A 21,080-nucleotide genomic window follows, 5' to 3' on the forward strand; every position below is an offset into this window, starting at 1 on the left:
CAACAGGAGTTTTCGATACGACGATGCCGTCCGGCCATGTGATCAACCCATCTGTTTGTTGAGGACCGCGGCGATTGCCGCGATCGAGCTGGTGTCCGTCATCGCCAGGTGGTCGACGTCGATGTCGACATTGGCGATCGTCCCGTGAACGTGTGCACGCCACCCGAGATGCCCCGTGGCGTCCGGACGTCGATCCCGCGTCGCGGTGAAGTACCGCACATCGGCGTCCACGACCGGCGGCTGCCAGTCACCCGCGGCCCGGATCATCAGGTTGTAGGCATCGGTGAGCCGTTCGATCGTCGCGGCGTCGATACCCAGGCCGTCCCCGAGGTGGTCGGCGATCGCCGCGGCCGCCTCCGCCGCGGTGGAGTCCGGGTCGACGAAATCTATGCCGAGTACCGGGCCGAGGTTGGCGATCAACTCTCCGGCGGTGACGGTGGTCGCCGACGAGGCATCGATTCCATCCGCTTCGGCGTCGAGCAGTGCCAGCAGGGCGACGTCCTGTCCGTCGGCGCGCAGCTCGGCGGCGACGGCGTGTGCGATGACGCCGCCCAGCGACCAGCCGAGCAGGTGGTAGGGACCCTGGGGCTGTACGGTCCGGATCTCCGCGGCGTACCGCCGAGCGATCTCGAACATCGTTGTCGGACCAGGGTTCTCCCCTCCGATCTGCGGTGCCTGCAGACCGTAGATCGGACGATCGGCACCGAGATGCTGTTCGAGGCCGTGATAGCACCAGGCCAGACCGGAGGCGGGGTGCACACAGAACAGGGGTTCCCGTTCACCGGTCGTGCGGATCGGCAAGAGGACCTCGAGGCCGAGCGCGAGGGGCTCGGTGGCGTCGATTCCCTCCCGCATCCCGGTCTCGATCCGCTTGGCGAGGTCGGCCGGATTCGGGTCGGAGAGCATCCACCGGACCGGGATGTCCACGTGCAGTTCACTGGCGAGCTGATTGACGACCTGCACCGATCGCAGCGAATTGCCACCCAGCGAGTAGAAGTCGTCGTCGGCACCCACCCGCGACAGGCCGAGGACCTCCTCGAAGGTGTGCGCGATCTCGCCTTCGAGCCAGGAGGACGGTTCGCGGAACTCCTCGGCGGCAACAAGCGCCGGCAACGGCAACCGCGCGCGGTCCAGTTTTCCCGACGCGGTGAGCGGCACCGTGTCCAGGACCATCACCATGGTGGGAATCATGTAGCCGGGCAGGGAGGTTGCCGCGAACACCGTCACCTCGGTGGTATCGACCACGGCCCCGGCCGCCGGAACGAGATAGACGACGAGGTACTCGACGGCGTCGGTGGCCCGCACCGCGGCCACCGCCCGCGCGACGCTCTGGTGACCGGCGAACACCGATTCGATCTCACCGAGCTCGATCCGGAGACCACGCAGCTTCACCTGGAAATCGTTGCGGCCGAGATACTCCAACTCTCCGCCCGCGTTCCGGCGGGCCAGGTCGCCGGTGCGGTACATCCGCTCACCGGTGACGAACGGATCGGGGACAAAGCGTTCGGCGGTGAGACCGAACCGCCCGTGGTATCCGCGGGCCACCTGAACTCCCGCCAGGTACAGATCGCCGGCAACGCCTGACGGAACGGGACGCAACCGCGAATCCAGCACGTAGGCACGGGCATTCCACACCGGTGTTCCGATCGGGACGGCCCCGGCTTCGGCGGGCCGCACCTGATGGGCGGTGGCGTGGACGGTGAACTCCGTCGGACCGTAGAGGTTGTGCAGCGCGACGTGCGGCAGCACCCGCCGTGCCGCGCTCACCACATCCGGGCCGAATGCCTCGCCGGCGACCAACAGTGCCCGCAAGGAATCGAGCGACCCGGCGGGGGCCGTCGCGGTGAACAACGCGAGCATCGACGGTACGAAGGAGGTGATCGTGACCTCTTGCGCGGCAATTGTTTCGGCGAGATAGACAGGATCGGTGTGCCCGTCGGGCCGGGCGATCACGAGCCGGGCACCCACAGCGAGGGTGGCGAACAGTTCCCACACCGAGACGTCGAAGGTGGCCGGCGTCTTCTGCAGCACCACATCGGTGTCGTCCAGGCCGTAGGCCTGCGCGATCCACCGGATTTGATTCACCACCGAACGATGGGATACGGCAACACCTTTCGGCCTGCCTGTGGAACCGGAGGTGAACAGCACGTATGCGATGTCGTCGGGACGTAGCGGTGCGATCCGTTCGTCGTCGGTGATCGGTGCGTCGTCGAACCCGCTCAGGTCGATGGTCTGCAGCGAACTCAGCACCACCACCGGTTCGGCACACTCGAGCATGTAGTCGATGCGTTCGGCCGGGTGATCGGGATCGACGGGAACGTATCCGCCACCCGCCGCGTGGACGGCATACATCGCGGTCAGTTGGTCGACGGAACGCCGCATCCGCAGCGCCACCAGGGAGTCCGGTCCGACCCCCTCGGCGATCAGCCATCGCGCCAGCCGGTTGACCCGGGCGGCGAACTCGCCGTAGGTGCAGGTGACCGCGTCGACGGTGACCGCGGGCGCATCCGCGTGCTCACGTACCGAACGGGCGAATGTCGACGCCAGGGTCTCGTCCCGGTCGATCGGGTGGGTCGTCGAGCCCCACTGCGCCGCGATCTCCTCCCGCTCGGCGGCGTCGAGCAGGTCGATGTCGTGCACGGCCTGCGTGGTGTCGTCGACCAACGCCGACATCAGCCGGATGAGGCGTTCGACGAAGGTGGTGACGGTCGCCGCGTCGAACAGATCGGTGGCGTAGGTGACCCCACCGGTGATGCCGGCCGGCGCGCCCGCGTCGTCGTAGGTGTCCGACACGGTCACCTGCATGTCGAACAGTGAGACGTCGCTCTCGGACTCCACCGCCGACACCGACAGGTCTGGCAGTGCGATATCGGTGGCGGCCAGGTTCTGGAATACCAGCATGACCTGGAACAGCGGATTGTAGGAATGCGAGCGCACCGGGTTGAGTTCCTCCACCAGGCGCTCGAAGGGTACGTCTGCGTGGCCGAACGCGGCCAGATCCGTATCCCGCACGTGCTCGATCAACTCGCGCAACGACATCCCGCCCCGCAAGCGGGTGCGCAGCACCAGCGTGTTGACGAACATCCCGATCAAATCATCCAGTTCGGGAGCACCTCGTCCGGCATACGGCGTTCCGATGGCGACGTCGTCAGTGGCGGCGAGCCGGCCCAACAGCGCCGTCAGCGCGGCGTGGACGACCATGAACAGCGTCGTGTTGTGTTCGCGGGCAACACGCTGCAGCCCGGCGTGCAGGTGGGCGTCGATCGTCAGGGGGATGGTCGCTCCCGCATAGGATTGCGCGGTCGGGCGCGGGCGATCGGTCGGCAGTTCCAGCAGTGCCGGGCTGCCGCTCAATTGCTGTGTCCAGTAGTCGATCTGCGCGCGGAGAAGGGAGTTGGGATCGTCGGCGGAGCCGAGCACCTCGCGCTGCCAGATGGTGTAGTCGGCATACTGCACCTCCAGCGGAACCCAGCCCGGTGCGTCTCCGAGCATCCGGGCCGAGTAGGCGGTCATCATGTCTCCCGCGAGCGGCGCCAGCGATGAACCGTCACCGCAGATGTGATGCAGCACCACGGCCAGCACCCACTCGTCGCCACCGAGCGCGTACAGGTGAATACGTGCGGGTGCCTCGCAGGTCACCTCGAACGGGGTCCGCACCAGATCCGAAATCGATTGGGCAAGATCATCTTCGGCGATGTCGGTGATGACCATCGACGAGCGACGGGCGGCGACCGGGAGGATCACCTGCGTCGGTGCACCCGCCTCGAACGGGTACACCGTCCGGAGGATCTCATGCCGGGCGACGACGTCGTCGATCGCCAACTGCAGGGCGGCGACGTCCAACTCCCCCGACAGACGCACGACGATCGGGATGCTGTAGGCCGGCGAATCCGGCTCGAAGCGGTTGAGGACCCACATCCGTTGCTGTGCATACGACAGCGGGATGTGTTCGGGCCGCTGCTGTGCGCGCAACGCCACCCGGCCGGTGCCGGTGTGCGATTCGGCGCGTGCGGCCAACCGCTCGACCGTGGATGCCTCGAAGATCATCGACACCGGGACGTTGGTGTCCAGTGCCGCACCGATCCGCGCCACCACCCGGGTGGCGATGAGGCTGTTCCCGCCGAGATCGAAGAAATCGTCGTCGGCGCCGACGTTGCGTTCGATGCCGAGGACGTCGGCGAACACACCCGCCACGATCTCCTCCACCGGCGTCGACGGGGCGCGAAACGCCCGCGTGGTGATCATCGGTGCGGGCAGCGCCGTGCGGTCGAGTTTGCCGCTCGGGGTCAGCGGAACCTCGTCGATGACCATCACCGCGGCCGGAACCATATACGACGGCAACGCCTCGGCGAGCAGGGCACGCAGCTTCTCCCCCGAGATCACCGCGTCGGCGGCGGGCACCACATACGACACCAGACGGAGCCCGATGGCCTCGTCGCGATGTGGCAGCGTGACGGCGAATCCGACGTCGGATCGTGCACCCAGGGCCGCATCGATCTCACCCAGTTCCACTCGGAAGCCGTTGATCTTGACCTGGAAGTCGTTGCGTCCCAAGAACTCCAGCGTTCCGTCTGCGCCCCAGCGGACCACGTCACCGGTCCGATACAGCCGTTGCCCGGCTTTCCCAAAGGGATGGGCGACGAACCGGGACGCGGAAATCCCGGGCCTGTTCAGGTATCCGCGGGCAAGCGCCGGACCCGCCACGTAGAGTTCCCCGGCGACCCCGGCCGGCACCGGTTGCATCCGCGAATCCAGCACCAGCGCCTGCATTCCCGGCATTGGGTGGCCGATCGTCGACCGTTGCCCGGCGCGCACGGGCTGCGACGCCGTCGCGACGATCGTGGTCTCGGTCGGACCGTAGAGGACCCGGAATTCCCGGGTGTGGGCCGGGTCGGAACCGACCCACCGACGGACCAGGTCGGTGGGTACCTCGTCCCCACCGGACAGCACCACCTGCAGGTCGTCGAGTCCGATGTCGTCCACCGAGGCCAGCGCGGCGGGGGTGACGAAGGCGTGCGTGATCCGCTGTTCGCGGAGGAAGTCGGCGAGTTCGTCGCCACCGCGGACCCCGGTCGGTGCCACCACCAGCGCCGATGCCGCGCTCACCGCCAGCAGGATCTCCAGCAGGGAGGCGTCGAATGACGGTGACGCGAAATGCAATACCCGTGAGGTGGGACCGTCGACCGGATCGACGTGTAGTCCGGCGAGATAGTCGGCGATACCAGCGTGGGTGACGGCGACTCCCTTGGGCACACCGGTCGACCCGGAGGTGAACACCACCCAGGCGGTGTTGGTGATCCGCAGCGGATGGGTCCGCTCGTCCGCGGTGATCGGCGTGTCGGCCGATGCGGCGATCTGCGCGGCGGCGACGGCCGTGTCGATGACCACCCAGTCCACCTCGTCGGGCAGCGCGGGTCGCGCCGCCAGCGTCGTGATGCCCAGTGCCGCTCCCGAATCCGCGACCATCTGATCGATGCGCGCGGTCGGGTAGTGCGGATCCACCGGCACATACGCCGCACCGGATTTGACCACCGCCCACCAGGCGACCAGCGACTCCACCGACCGTTCGATCGACACCACGACGCGCCGTTCGGGACCGGCACCCGACGCCATCAGCCTGCGTGCCAGACGATTCGACCGGCGGTCGAGGTCGGTATAGGTGAGTTCGGTCGATCCGGAGATCACGGCGGGTCCTTCGGGGTTGCGGCGCACGGCCGCGGCGAACACGTCGGTCAGCAGCACCGGCGACCCGGCGGCGCCGGAACCCACCCGGGACAGCAGATGTGCCCGTTCGTCGGCGCCGAGCCACTCGATGGCACCGAGGGGTCGGGCCGCGTCGTCGGCGACGGCCTCGAGAACACGGGTCAACCGATGGACGACGTCGATGACGGTCGAATCATCGAACAGGTCGCGAGCGAACATCATGACGCCCGAAACGCCCTGCGCCGCACCGTCCTGGCCGTACTCGTCGGCGATCACCAGTTGCAGGTCGAACTGGCACATCCCGGTATCGGCCTGTGCGCGTGACACGGTGACCCCGGGCAGTTCCACCCGGACATCGGAGAGATTCTGGAAGGCCAGCGCCACCTGGAACAGAGGGTGATGCGCCGTCGAGCGCTTCGGATTGACCTCCTCCACGATCCGTTCGAAGGGCACATCGGCGTGCTCGAATGCGGCGAGGTCGGTCTCGCGCACCCGATCGAGGAGTTCGGTGAAGGGCTCGGTAGCCACGACGGCGGTGCGCAGTGCCAGGGTGTTGACGAACATACCGACCAGGTCGTCGAGGCCGGGTTCGCCGCGCCCGGCGACCGGGGTGCCGATCACCACGTCGTCGGCGCCACCGAGACGTCCGAGAACTGCCGTCAGCGCCGCATGCATCACCATGAAGAGCGACGCCCCGCGCGAGCGCGCCAACGCCAGCAACTTCCCGTGCAGGTCTGCACCGATCTGCACCGGCACCCGACCGCCGGACAACGATGCGACCGCGGGACGGGGCCGATCCGTCGGCAGGTCCAGCAGGTCGGGCGCGTCGGTCAGCGTCGACGTCCAGAAGCCCAGCTGCGCGTGCATCAGCGACTGCGGGTCGTCGGCGGCGCCGAGGACCTGCCGTTGCCACAATGCGTAGTCGGCGTATTGAACTGTCAGTGGCTCCCACATGGGTTCACGACCGGCCAGTCGCGATGCGTACGCCGACATGACATCCCGTGACAGCGGTCCCATCGACTGACCGTCACCGGCGATGTGATGAACCACGAGTACCAGCAGGTACTCCCCGGCCTCGCCGTCGCGCTCATCGTCGAGTTCGAGCACACCCACCCGGATCGGCACCCGCGAGGTGACGTCGAAACCGGCGCGCACGAGGCCGCCGGCGACCTGCCCGACCTCCGACGCCGACACGTGCCGGACATCCACGTTCAGCGCCACGTCATCGAGCACCACCTGCCGTGGTTGTCCGTCGGTCTCAGGGTAGATGGTCCGCAGCACCTCATGGCGGCCGATGACGTCGGCGAGCGCCGATTCCAGGGCGCAACGGTCCAGGCGGCCGGACAGCCGCAGCATCACCGGGATGTTGTAGGCCGGGGAGTCCGGTTCCAGCCGGTTGAGGAACCACATCCGTTGCTGCGCCAGCGACAGCGGGATGATGTCCGGCCGCACCGTCGGGGTCAGCGGCAGGCGGCCGCCACCGGTCAGCGAGGTCGCCGCCGCCGCCAGGGCCGCCGGAGTCGGCGCCTCGAAGACCAGGCGTACCGGTATCCGGACACCGAGGGCGGCGCCCACGCGCGCGGCGACCAGCGACGCGCTCAGCGAGTCGCCTCCGAGTCCGAAGAAGTCGTCGTCCACACCGACCTGATCGACCTTCAGGACCTCTTCGTAGGCCCTGACGACCCTTCCTTCGACCCACGTCGACGGCGCCCGGTAGCCGGATGCCTCGAACACCGGCTTCGGCAGCCGGGTGCGATCGAGCTTTCCGGTCGGGGTCAGAGGGATCTCGTCGAGAACGATCACCGCGGCCGGCACCATGTAGACGGGTAACGAATCCGCCAGGGCCGTGCGGAGTTCGACACCGGACACGGTGGTGCCGGGATCGGCCACGACGTACGACACCAGGATCGGCGGACGGCCGTCGTGTTCGGCGCCGATGGTGACCGCATAGGCGACGTTCGCCCGGTTGCCCAGGAGTGCATCGATCTCACCCAGCTCCACCCGGGTACCACGCACCTTAACCTGGAAGTCGTTGCGTCCCAAGAATTCCAGCTGCTTGTGCACGTTCCGGCGCACCAGGTCTCCGGTGCGATACATCCGCCGACCGGGTTCGCCGAAGGGGCAGGCCACAAAGCGCGACCCCGTCGTCGCCGGCTTGCCGATGTATCCGTCGGCCAGGCCCGCCCCGACGAGGTAGAGCTCACCCGCGACATCGTCGGGGACCGGGCGCAGCCAGGTGTCGAGGATCGCGACGCCGACCGCTCCGGCCGGTGTGCCGATCGTGATCGGTGCGGTGGGTTCGAGTGGTTCGCTTGCCGTCGCCCAGATGGTGCCCTCGGTGGGCCCGTACAGGTTGACCATGCTGCGTTCGGGTGCCCACCGATCGACCAATTCGGGTCCGACGGCTTCGCCCGCTGTCGCCAGCACCGCGAGTCCCTCGAGACCGTCGGAGGGCACCGTCGCCAGCGCCGAGGGGGTCAGGACGGCATGCGAGACCTGCTCACCGCGCATCAGTGCCGCGAGTTCCGGGCCGCCGTAGACGTCGGGCGGGGACACCACCAGACGCCCGCCGGAACCGTGCGCCATCAGCAGTTCGAACAGTGATGCGTCGAAGCTCGGCGAGGCCACCTGCAGGACGGTCGACGCGGGCTCGACGCCCAGCGTCCGGCGCTGCGCGGCGATCAGGGGCGCCAGCCCCCGATGACTCACACGCACACCCTTGGGCGTGCCGGTGGACCCGGAGGTGTAGATGACGTACGCGGCGTCATCGACCCCGATCGATGTCGCACGCTCGCCGGCGGTGATCGTTGCGGCACTCTCGGATTCGATGTCGCGGGTCAGGTCGGGGCCGTCGACGATGAGCCAATCCACGATGCCCGGCAGCACCGACCGGGAACCGGCGGTTGCCAGTCCCAGGCTCGCGTTCGAGTCGGCGAGCAGGAATCCGATGCGTTCGGCCGGAAGACTCGGGTCCACCGGCAGGAAGGCGACGCCGGCCTTGGCCGCCGCCCATATCGCCACCACGGCGTCGAGGGATCGCGGAAGCGCGCAGGCCAGCACCCCGTGCGGATCCGCGATGCGCCGGAGCAGGATGCGGGCCAGTCGGTTGGAGCGTTCGTCGAGCCAGCGGTAGGACACCGATGCGCTGCCGCAGGTGACCGCGACCGCGTCGGGCTCACGGTGCGCGGTGCGCTCGAGGATGTCGCACAGCGTGCTCGATCCCGACCGCGCGATTGCGCCCGCCGGCCACGCGACCTCCGCGCCGCCGGCCGGGATCTCGGCCAGTCGGGTCGCGGGCGCCTCGGCGATGCGGATGAGTCCGCCGACGAATCGATCGAGAATGTCGTGGGCCCGCTCGGTGTCGAAGACGTCGTGCCGGAACCGCAGGGTGATCGACAGTCCGGTCCCGCTCCCCTCGCCGTCAAGGGTCGGTGCGACCACCAGGCTCAGCGGATACGGAGTGGCGTCGACGCCGCTGATCGCCTCCACCCGCAGTCCGGCCGCCTCGACGAGTTGCGCCAGTGCCGCCTCATGCAGGGGGAACGACTGGAAGGCGAGCGCGGTGTCGAACAATTCCGGGACGCCGACACTGCGGTGGATCTCCGGCAGTCCCACGAAGTGATGATCGAGCATCATCGCCTGATGCTCGTGGACGCGGATCAGCAACTCCCGCAACGACAGTCCCGGGTCGAGTGGCACCCGCACCGGCACCGTGTTGAGGAACATCCCGAGCGTCTGATCGACGTGCGGCAGCTCCGGTGGGCGACCCGACACGGCCGAACCGAAGATCACATCGTCCTCACCGGTCAGGGCTTTCAGGTTCAGTGCCCACGCGGCGGCCAAGGCGGCGCCGACGGTGACGGCGGCGTCGGCCGCGACCGTTCGGAGGCGGGTGAACTGGGCGACGGAGATCTCCGCGCGCACCTCCCCTGCGGTGCCCGCCGCCCGGCCAACCCGGCGATCGCTGACGAGGGTGGGTGCGTCGATGTCGGAGTACGCCTGCGCCCAGGCCGAGGTGGCGGCGTCGATGTCCTGTTCGCTCAGCCAGCGCAGGTAGTCACGGTAGGACGACGCCGAGCGGGCCCCGTCGATGCGTTCCGGGGCCCCGTAGTACTCGAGGAGTTCACCCATCAGTAGCGGCATCGACCATCCGTCCAGGATCACGTGGTGATTGGTGATCAACAGGCGGAAGGCGCCGGAACCCACCCGCAGCAAGGTGAATCGGATCAGCGACGGCGCCGACAGATCGAATCCGGCGGCGGTGTCCGCGGCGGCGAGGGCGTCGGCGGCGAGGTCCGGGTGGGCGTCGGGGTCGTCGGTGAGGTCGACCTCCCGGAACCGGACCTCGGCGTCGCCGACCACGATCTGGCACGTGCCGGTGGACGTCTCGACGAATGCGGCCCGGAGGATGTCGTGGCGGTCGACGAGCGCCTGGGCCGCGCGGCGCAGCCGGTCCCCGTCGATCTCGCCGGTGAAGGCGATGGTCGATTGCACCGTGTAGTCGTCCGGGTGGCCATCGGGACGGGTGTCGAGGCCGTCGGTGTCCAACAAGCCGGTGTCGAACAAGCCGGTGTCGAACGTCGAATGGAAATGGATGCCCGATTGCATCGGCGAGAGCGACCACACATCCGAGAGGGACGGATACCGGCGGAGAAGCATGTCGATGTCGGCGTGGGTGAGGTCGACGAGCGGGAAATCCGAGGGACGGAATCCGCGTTCCGGAACGACCCGCCGCGACGGCGGCGAGTAGGGCGGTAACGACGGCTCCGCGGCGCTGTCGTCGGATGCCAGCGCGGCCAGCGCGGCGACCGTCTTGGCCTCGAAGACGTTGCGGGGGGTGATCGACAGTCCCGCGGACTTCGCGAGTGCCACCAGTTGCATCGACACGATGCTGTCGCCACCCAACGCGAAGAAGTTGCTGTCGGCGGAGACGGTGTCGAGGTGGAGAACCTCGGCGAAGAGCGCGGCCATCACCTCTTCTGTCGGTGTCTCCGGTGCCCGGCCGTCGGTGTCGGCGCGGAATTCACGCTCACGCAGCGCCTGGCGGTCGATCTTTCCGGTGCGCGTCAACGGCATCGTGTCCAGTTCGACGATGGCCGTCGGGTTCATGTAGTGCGCCAGGGTGGCCGCGAGGTCGTCATGGAGTGCCGCGATGTCGAGCGGGTGACCGTCGGCGGCGACGACGTAGGACACCAGAATCGGGTGGCCGGCCGGCCCGGGCCGGGCGACGGTGGCGACCTGTGCCACCGCCGGGTGCGCCGCGAGGTGGGCGTCGACATCGCCCGGTTCGATCCGCAGCCCGTGGATCTTGACCTGTTGATCGTTGCGGCCCAGGTACTCCAGCCGGAGCCCGTCGTCGCAGCGCTGCCACCGGACGGAATCTCCTGTGCGATAAAGCCTTTCCGCAGTGGTCGAGTTCGGGTCGGCGACGAATCGGGATGCGGTGGTGCCGGACCGGTCGAAGTAGCCGCGGGCCAGCCCGGGTCCGCCGAGGTAGAGCTCACCGGTGACGCCGATCGGTACCGGGCGCAACCAGGCGTCGAGGACCAGGGCGGACAGGCCGCGGATCGGGCGTCCGATGGTCACCGGCTCCCCCGGCCGCAGCTCGTCGGCACCGGTCGCCCAGATCGTGCATTCGGTGGGACCGTAATGGTTCATCAGTCGACGCCCCGGCGCCCACCGGCCCACCAGGTCGGCGCCGGTGGCCTCACCGACGACTGCGACGGTGGCCAGTGACGGCACCTGGGAGGGATCCATGGTGTTCAGCGCCGACGGGGTGATGATCGCGTGGGTGACCCGGTGCATCCGGACGAGTTCCTCGAGCTCGGAACCGCCGTAGACGTGCGGCGGTGCCACCACGAGGCAGGCCCCATCGGCGTGGGCGAGCAGCACCTCCGACACGCACGCGTCGAAGCCGGGTGAGGCGACCTGCAGGACCACCGAGCCGGGACCGGCGGCGAAGGATTCCGACTGTGCGGCAACCAGATCGGCCAGTCCTCGGTGCGTCACATGGACGGCCTTGGGCCGACCGGTCGAACCGGAGGTGTAGATCAGGTATGCCGCATTGTCCGGGCGCAGACCGTTGTCGACGGAGTCGACGGGATCGACGGGGTCGACGGAGCAGACGGGTTCGCGGGCGGTCGCGGCATCATCGAGCAGGAGCCAGTCGACGGCGTCCGGCAACCGCTCGGCGACGGCGTCGACGGTGACCCCGAGCGGGCAGGACGAGTCGGCGAGGAGTTCGGCGAGCCGTTCGGCGGGATTGTCCGGGTCGAGCGCGACGAAGGCGGCTCCGGTCTTGGCGACCGCCCACATTCCGACGACGAGTTCGGGCGACCGGGGTACCGCCAGGGCGACGAACGACTCGGGTCGGGCGCCGCGGCGGAGGAGTTCGGCGGCCACCCGGTCCGAGCGGTGATCGAGTTCGCGGTAGGTCATCTCGTGCTCACCCGCGCGCATCGCGACCGCGTCGGGATGGCGCCGGGCACTGTCGCGGAGGATGTCGCGCAACATCCGATCGGCGACCGGCGCGGGACCACGCACCGACAGCAGCTCCGAACGTTCAGAGTCCTGGCAGGCGGCGAGCTGGGCGACGGCGCGCCCGGGATCGCCGACCACCTGGCGCAGCACCATGACGAACCGGTCGAGCAGTGCGGCGGCCGACCGGTCGTCGAGGCGGTCGGTGGCAAAACGCAGGGTCAGCCCGAACGTGCTCGGCTCGTCGGCGACCGACGGTCCGGCGCCGGCCGGACGCGGCGGCGTGACCTGCAGGCTGACCGGGTAGGGGGTGGCGTCGTGGGCGACGAGATCGACCCAGGACAGGCCGGCGTCGGCCAGTGTCGCCTCGAGGCCGGCCCGATCGAGCGGGTAGGACTCGAGGACCGTGACCGTGTCGAACATGTCGGCAATGCCGGTCGCCCGTTGGAGTTCGGCCAGCCCGACGTCACGGTGATGGAGGGTGGCGGCCTGCTCGGCCTGGGTCCGGGCCAGCAGGTCGGCAACGCTCTCGTCGGGTTCGAGCCGGATTCGGACCGGCACGGTGTTGATGAACAGTCCGATCATCCGCTCGATCCCCGGGATGTGCGGGGGCCGATCGGAGACCGTGTTGCCGAAGACCACGTCACGGCGGCCGGTCATGATCGTGAGCAGCACGGCCCACACCACCTGAATCGACGTGTTTGCGGTGACCCCGAGGGCGCGCCCGAGTCGCAGGACCGAGTCGGAGGTCGCGAGATCGAGATCGAGTGTGACCTCGCCGGTCTGGGCCCCGGCCGCGCGGTCGGGCTTGCCGGTCAACAGGGTCGGACCGTCGATCCCGGCGAGGACCTGCCGCCATCCGTCGACGGCCGCCTCGTGGTCGCGCGTGTGCAGCCAGTGCAGGTACTCGCGGTAGGACTGGGGGGCCGGCAGGTCCGGCGCCTGACCGTCGCCGGCGTGTCCGTCACCGATGTAGAGCATGAGCAACTCACCGATGAGCACCGGCGCCGACCACCCGTCGAGCACGATGTGGTGATTGGTGATGACCAGCGTGAACTCGTCGTCGTCGACCCGGATCAGATGAAAACGCACCAGCGGCGGACGGGCCAGGTCGAACGGGGCGGCCGATTCCGCGGTCAGTCGCCGCACCTCGCGTGTGCGAGCCGACGAGTCGGTGTCGGCGGTGTCGGCGGTGTCGGCGAAGCCGGTCACGTCGGAGAAGGTCCAGTCCACCGTCGCGTCGCGGAGAAGGATCTGCCGGGGTCCAGAACCCGACTCGACGAAGGCCACGCGGAGGCTGTCGTGCCGGTCGATGATCGTCTGGGCGGCACGCCGCATGCGCTCGGGGTCGAGTGATCCACTGAGAGTCAGCTCGGCCTGCACGGTGTAGCCGTCGGCGGCCTCGTCGTAGAGCGTGTGGAACATCAACCCGGACTGCAGCGCCGTCAACGGCCACACGTCGGTCATCGACGGGTGCTCCTGCGTCCACCGATCGATGTCGTCCTGTGTCGTCGCGACCAGTGCGAAGTCCGACGGGGTGTGACCGCCGGCGCCTTCGGAGTGCACATGCCCGGCCAACGCGGTCAGGGCCTGTACCCACAGCCCGGCCAGTTCGTCCACGTCGGCGCGATCCAGTGCGAGCGAGGCGAATTCCCATGTCGCGGCCAGTTCCGGACCGTCGGGGCCGGGTTCGGCGATCGCATTGATGTCCAGCAGTGCCGACAGCGTCATCTGCGGGTCGTCGGTGCCGCGCAGCGAGGCGAACTCGGCGGCCGGCGCCCACGGTCCCGAATACTCGTGGGAGCCGGCCCGGCCGAGATAGTTCATGCTGATCGCCGGCTCCGCGAGGGCCCCGAGGGCGGCGCGTCCGCGTGGATCGAGGTAGCGCACCAGGCCGTAGCCGATGCCGTTGTCCGGCACCGCTCGCAGTTGCTCCTTGATCCGCTTGATCGCGTGACCGGCGGCGGGGCCGCCGGTGAACGCGTCGTCGATGTCGACGTCGTGGAGGTCGAGTCGCACCGGGAATCGTGAGGTGAACCACCCGACCGTCTCGGTCAGGTCGGCACCGGGTAGGACCCCCTCCTCGCGGCCGTGGCCTTCCAGCGAGATCAGTTCGGCGTCGCGGGCCATGCCGCGGCGCCGGCGCCACCGGGCCAACGCCAGTGCCAGCGCCGCGAGCAGGGAATCGTTGGCGCCGCCGTGGAATCGTGCGGGGACGGTGGTGAGGACCGCGTCGGTGACCTCCGTCGGGACGCGGACCTCGATCGTTCCGGCGGTGGCACGCACATCGGTCGCGGCGTCGAGCGGACGCGTACCGAGATGGTGGCCGGGATGATCGAGGACCTCGGTCCAGTGCTCGAGTTCGGCGTCGGTCCGGGCCGGTGCCTGTTCGACGAGACCGTGCGCCCACCGCCGGAACGAGGTGGTCGCGGGACCCGGTCGCGCGTGACCACCCTCGCTGATCTGTTGCCACGAGCGGGCCAGGTCGGTGAGGATGATCCGCCACGACACCCCGTCGACGGCGAGATGGTGGATCACCATCCACATCAGATCCGGTGCGGTGCCCCGACGATCCTGCATCCAGACGAATCGCACCAGTCGTCCTGCGCGCGGGTCCAATTCGTCGGCGGCCGCCTGCAGGTGCGCGTCGATCTCGGCGGCGTCGCGCCGTTGCAGCCACACGTGGCGCAGGACCGCATCGGGATCGACCGCGGTGCGCTCGCGGACCTCGACCTGACCGTCGAGCGGTTGCTCACCGCACAGGACGCCGCGCAGGATGTCGTGGCGGTCCAGCAGGGCACCGAGCGCGGCCACCAGCGTGGCGCGTTCGATGTGGTCGGGCAGTTCCACCAGCGCCGACTGGGTGAATCGGTCGATGTGTCCGCGGTCGAACATGGCGTGCATGATCGGCGACAGCGGGAGCGTTCCGATACCGCCTCCGGGGAATTCGGGGAGCATTGCGCCCTGGCCGACGTCGGTGGCCACCGCGGCCAACGCCGCGACCGTCTTGCTCTCGAACACGTCCTGCGTCGAGAAGGCGAGCCCGACGAGTTTGGCCCGCGCAACGAGCTGGATGGACAGGATGCTGTCGCCGCCGAGGACGAAGAAGCTGTCCTCCGCACTCACCTGCGCGACTCCGAGGACCTCGGAGAACAGTTGGGCCAGTTGGCATTCCCGCGGCGTCGCGGGCGACCTTCCGGCTCCGGTGGATTCGAATACCGGTGCGGGCAGGCCACGCCGGTCGATCTTGCCGAACGCGTTGACCGGTAGCGCGTCCAGGGACGTGATCACCGTCGGCACCATATGCGGCGGCAGGCAGGCGCGTGCGTACCGGCCGAGTTCGACGGGGTCGATGTTGCGACCGGCGACCGGCGCCACGTAGGAGGCCAGGACGGTCGCGCCGGCATTGTTCTCCACCGGCACCGTGATCGACTGGTCGACGTCGTCGTGGCCGACGAGGGCCGCGTCGATCTCGCCGGGTTCGATCCGATAGCCACGGATCTTTAGCTGGAAGTCGGTGCGGCCCAACAGTTCCAGGGCCTTGGTCGACCCTTCTCCGACCCACCGTGCCAGGTCCCCGGTTCGGTACATCCGCTCCCCCGGCCCACCGTGTGGGTGGGCCACGAATCGACCGGCGGTCTGGGCCGGCAGGTTCGCGTAGCCGCGGGCCAGCCCGGGTCCGGCGAGATACAGTTCACCGGCCGTGCCCGCGGGCACCGGCTGCAGGGTCGGGTCCAGGATCATCATCGACATGCCACGAATCGGGCCGCCGGCGGTGAGGGCCGCCGCGGGATCGATCCTCGCCCCGGCCGCGGTGATGGTGGCCTCGGTGGGTCCGTACTCGTTGATCATCGACGCCGTCCGCGTCCACCGTTGCACCACATGCGGTGGGCAGGCGTCGCCCCCGACGACGACGGTACGCAGATCGGTCAGCGGCTCGGGATCGACGGTGGCCAGCATGGTCGGCGTCAACGTGAGGTGGCTGACGCGTTCGTCGGCGAGCAGTTCGGTGAGCCGCTCGCCACCGATCACCGCCGGTGGCACGATCACCAACGTCGATCCGGTCGCGAAGCAGGTCAGGAGCTGTTCCATTGAGGCGTCGAAACTCGGTGACAGCGCGTAGGACACCCGCGAGCCCGCTCCCAGGTGCTGCGCGGCGGTGCGGTCGGCGATGAGATTCGCCAGGCCACCGTGGGTGACCTGAACGCCCTTCGGCACACCCGTCGAGCCGGAGGTGTAGGTCATGTACGCGATGTTGGTGGGGCGCACCGGTCGGATTCGGTCGTCGTCGCCGATCGCGCCGCCATCGATCGCGTCGTCGACGCCCAGTGCCGGGTGGGCGTCGTCGACGATGACCGGAACCACCGGGGAATCCGCGAGAGTGTCGCGGTGATCGTCGATGGTGATCACCACGTCGGCGCCGCTGTCGGCAAGGATGTGCTCGATGCGTGCGCGCGGATAGTCCGGGTCGATCTGCACGATCGCGGCCCCCGACTTCGCGGCCGCCCAGGCGGCCGCCACCGACGCCACCGAACGCCGGAGGAGGATGGCGACCGCCGTGTCTGGACCACAACCCAATCCGATGAGTCGGCGCGCGAGCCGCGACGTCGCGGTGTCCAGTTCCCGATAGCTCAGGGTTCGGCCCTGGGCGGAGATCGCCACGGCGTCGGCATGGCGGTGGGCGCCCTCGGCGAGGATGTCGGGCAGCAGACGCGGCGGGAGCGGAGAATCGCCACGAACCGACAGCATCTCGGCGCGTTCCTCCTCGGCGAGCAGCGGAAGCCGCCCGACCGGACAGTCGGGCGCACCGGCGAGAAATTCGTGCAGGAAGCCAACGAAGCGCTGATGGTGGCCGGCGAGTTCGGCGTCGGTGTAGATATTCGGATTGCCCTGAAAGTCGATGTGCGTACTACTCTTTCCCGCACCAGGGTAGATGTTGACGAACAGATCAGACGTCGGGCCCGAGGTCAGCACATGCAGACGCCCGGTGACCTCACCGAGCACCACCTCGTTGTCGATCATCATCAGGTTCACCGCGGGTCCGAAGGACGCCGCCTGATCCCGGGTGAGGCCCATGTCGGCGAAGATGTCCTCTTGGCGATAACGTTGCCGACGCAGAGCGCTCATTAACTCGCTTCCTACGGCCGCGGTCACCTCGGCGCGTGTGCGTCCGGCGACACCCACGCGCAGCGGCACCACGTTGGCCACCATTCCGCCGGATCGGCGCAGGACCGCGGAGTGCCGGGCCGAAACCGGGAGGCTCAGGAGCACCTCGGGGCTACCGGTCATCCGGGCGAGGTAGGCGGCGAACGCGGCGACGATCACCGGGGTCACCCCACCGGCACCCTCGCGTGCCGCCGTTGCGAGCAGCTGTGCGGTGCCATCGGGTAGCGGAGTACTGACCAGCGCCGGATGCAGTGTCGGCTTGCCGAGCCGTCCTGCCAGGCTCACGACCGGTGGGGCATCCGCGAGGTGTTCGCTCCAGTACTTCCGATCGTTGTCGTGGCGCGACGAACCGGGATAGGAGATGTCCTGCGCGATGATGTCGACAAAATCGCTTGCGGTGCAACGCGGAGCCTCCTCGCCGCGGATATCCGCGTTGTAGAGCTCGGTGATCCGGCGCAGCATGGTGACGGCGGCGAACCCGTCGAGGGCGATGTGGTGGGCGCGGACGTACCACAGATAACGATCGGCTCCGACCTGGAATACAACGCTGGTCATGAGAGCGTCGGTGAGCAGGTCGAGCGGACTCGAGTAGTCCAGCCGCATCAACTCGTGTGCCGTCGCGACGGGATCGTCTTCGGCGCGCAGATCGACGGTACTCACCGGAGCGCCGTGCGTCTCGTCCACATACTGACGCGGTTCACCGTCGACCTCGATCAGACGCAGGTTCCCGGAACCGAACTCGAGTCCGGTGGTGCGACACGCGTCCTCGAGTCGGTCGGTATCCAGTACACCGTCGATCTCGACGTACTGGGCCACCGAGATCGGCAGATCACCCGAGACATGCTGGGCAAACCACATGCCGCGCTGTGCCGCAGAGAGCGGCAGGGTCTCGGCCGGCGGGTTGACCGGGGCACCCCCGGGTGGGACAACCGCCGATGTGACCGGGCTGGGATGGCCGAATCGATCTGACGCGTTCGGCGCCTGCGATTGCAGCCGCCGAGGCGGATTCACGAAGTCCTCTTCAGAGAGGGCCATGTGATCTCCAGGCAGATTTCCACACCTCCGAGGTGCCGGCCGGCGCCCGCGGAGTTGATGGAGTTGATTTCGACCGCACATCGTCCACGTCCCTCCGCGTCGTGATGCGAGAAGGGTCGAAGGGGTGAATATGTGGTCTTCTTGTTGTTTGGGTCAGTCGCGTTTTCGATTCGTCACCACGGTCGCGTCAGCATTCCTCCATCACCGACCACCGCCCGCCCGAGCGTCGTGATTGGCGACTTTTTGGCAATTCCTCGACAGAAATGGACGATACCCTCAGCAAACTGTAAGAAACCAGCGATTTCGGATAAAACATCGTCGCCGCACACCAGAAGACTCTTCGTTGAGGCCGTAATATATTGCTATGCACCACTTTTGGACTCATACGAGCCCCCACAGAGAGGTAGTGCGAACACACTACGTCCATGTCCTTCGTTTGATTCGGAGCGATTTCTCCGCCTGGCGACGGCACAGAGTCTCAGGAAATCCTTCGCTAATGCGATCGTTCGGAATCCTTACGACGGAACACGTTCGCGCCCGAGCGTCAGAATTGACCGGACCCGTCCAGCACCCGGCCTTGCTTACAATATTTGCGGCGCTATCCCGAAACTTTGCATGGTGCCAATATCATTAGGCTGCCGTGCTAATCATTTCAAATCGCGTCCATTCGGCACCCGGAGAGAACCCTGTTCGATGACGTGATCTGCAGGACCGCAGACGTTTTCACGCCTGTGGTTGCGCTGCAGGCGGTTTCATTCATCGCCGTCGACGATCACGCCATCGGCGGCATGGACCAGATAGTCGATCGGGACGACGTATCCGATCCCGACATCAAAGGGGTTCCACACCCCATTCCTGAAGAGCCGTCACCGTCAGCTCCGCGGCCTCGATCCGAGTGCGTGGACAGACTCGCCACCAGGGTGGCTCGTGCCGCGCAATCGGCGCCCCTCACCCCAACTGTCCCCCGTGCGGTGCCGGTGACGCCGAGAAGACCGAGTGGATGATGGGCACGGCCGTACTCGCCGGCCGAGATGGTCCCGGAGCCGATCAGTCGCTCGAATTCGACACGGTCGCCGTGGTCGGCCGCTTGCCAAAGCACGCCGGACGATCAGCCACCTGTGGATGAGTCCTCGGCACTCCCGAACCGCTGGTCATGAGCGTGGAGATCACCGAGTGGTAGTGGTGGTGAGGAACCATCCACGCGCGGAAGGACCGGCACCATGGCCATCGCCACCATCAACCCGACCACCGGAGAGACCGTCCGGGAGTTCGAGTCGCTGACCCCGACGAAGGTCGACGCCGCCCTCGACCGCGCCGCGTGGCGGTTCGCCGACTACCGCACCACGTCCTTCGACCAGCGGGCCACCTGGCTCCGGGCCACCGCCGACCTCCTCGAGTCCGAGGCCGACGATGTCGCGACGATGATGACCACCGAGATGGGTAAGACCCTCGCCGCGGCCAAGGCGGAGACACTCAAATGCGCCAAGGCCTTTCGGTATGTCGCCCATCACGGGGCGGCGATGCTCGCCGACGAGGTCGCCGACGCCGGGGCCGTCGGCGCCTCTCGCGCGTTCATGCGCTACCAGCCACTGGGCGTCATCCTCGCGGTGATGCCCTGGAACTTCCCACTGTGGCAGGCGGTCCGATTCGTCGCTCCCGCGTTGATGGCCGGCAATGTCGGCATCCTCAAGCACGCATCCAACGTGCCGCAGTCGGCGCTGTACCTCGACGACGTGCTGCGCCGCGCCGGTTTCCCGGAAGGCTGCTTCCAGACCCTGCTGGTCGGGTCGGACATGGTCGAGTCGATCCTGCGCGATCCGCGCGTGGCCGCCGCAACCCTCACCGGAAGCGAGCCCGCCGGGCGTGCGGTGGCCGCGATCGCCGGCGATGAGGTCAAGCACACGGTGCTCGAACTCGGCGGCAGTGACCCGTTCATCGTCATGCCGAGCGCCGACATCGCCGCGGCCGCGCGCACCGCGGTCACCGCACGTGTGCAGAACAACGGCCAATCCTGCATCGCAGCAAAACGTTTCATCGTTCATACCGATGTCTACGACGAGTTCGTCGAGCGCTTCGTCGACGGATTCGGCGCCCTCGTCGTCGGCGATCCCACCGACGCGGCGACCGATGTCGGCCCGCTGGCCACCGAACAGGGCCGTACCGACCTCGAAGAGTTGGTCGACGACGCGGTCACCCGGGGCGCCTCGGTGCTGATCGGCGGGCGGCGCGTCGAACGTGCGGGCTGGTTCTATCAGCCCACCATTCTGGCCGACATCACCGCCGAGATGGACATCTACTCCGCTGAGGCCTTCGGGCCGGTCGCCGCCGTCTACCGGGTCGACGACATCGATGCGGCGATCACCATCGCCAACGACACCACCTTCGGCCTCGGCGGCAACGCCTGGACCACCGACACCGCCGAGCAGAACCGTTTCATCGACGACATCGTGTCCGGTCAGGTGTTCATCAACGGGATGACGACCTCCTACCCCGAACTCGGCTTCGGCGGTGTCAAACGGTCCGGGTACGGCCGAGAACTGACCGCCCACGGGATCCGCGAATTCTGCAACATCAAAACGGTCTGGATCGGCTGACGTACGGCGTGGCGCACGCCGGGGCCGCGTCGCTCGCCGCCGAGGCGAATGCCCGAAAAACGGACCCGCCCGTCGACCCGACGGACAGATGAACGATGATGGATA

At 68.1% G+C, this 21,080-nt stretch carries 2 protein-coding genes; one reads left to right on the forward strand and one right to left on the reverse strand.

The window, feature by feature from the left end; genetic code table 11:
- Positions 1–42: 42 nt before the first annotated feature.
- Complete coding sequence (locus tag ACWETB_RS16080) at positions 43–18,381, reverse strand: amino acid adenylation domain-containing protein (RefSeq protein ID WP_452212212.1); 18,339 nt, start codon at positions 18,379–18,381, stop codon at positions 43–45.
- 1,220 nt (positions 18,382–19,601) lie between these two features.
- Between ACWETB_RS16080 and ACWETB_RS16085 the strand changes: the two genes are divergently transcribed.
- Positions 19,602–20,975 (forward strand): NADP-dependent succinic semialdehyde dehydrogenase, encoded by a 1,374-nt coding sequence (locus ACWETB_RS16085; RefSeq protein WP_452212214.1) that lies wholly within the window; start codon positions 19,602–19,604, stop codon positions 20,973–20,975.
- The last annotated feature ends 105 nt before the right edge of the window (positions 20,976–21,080 follow it).

It is taken from the genome of Gordonia sp. NPDC003950, from assembly GCF_053605205.1.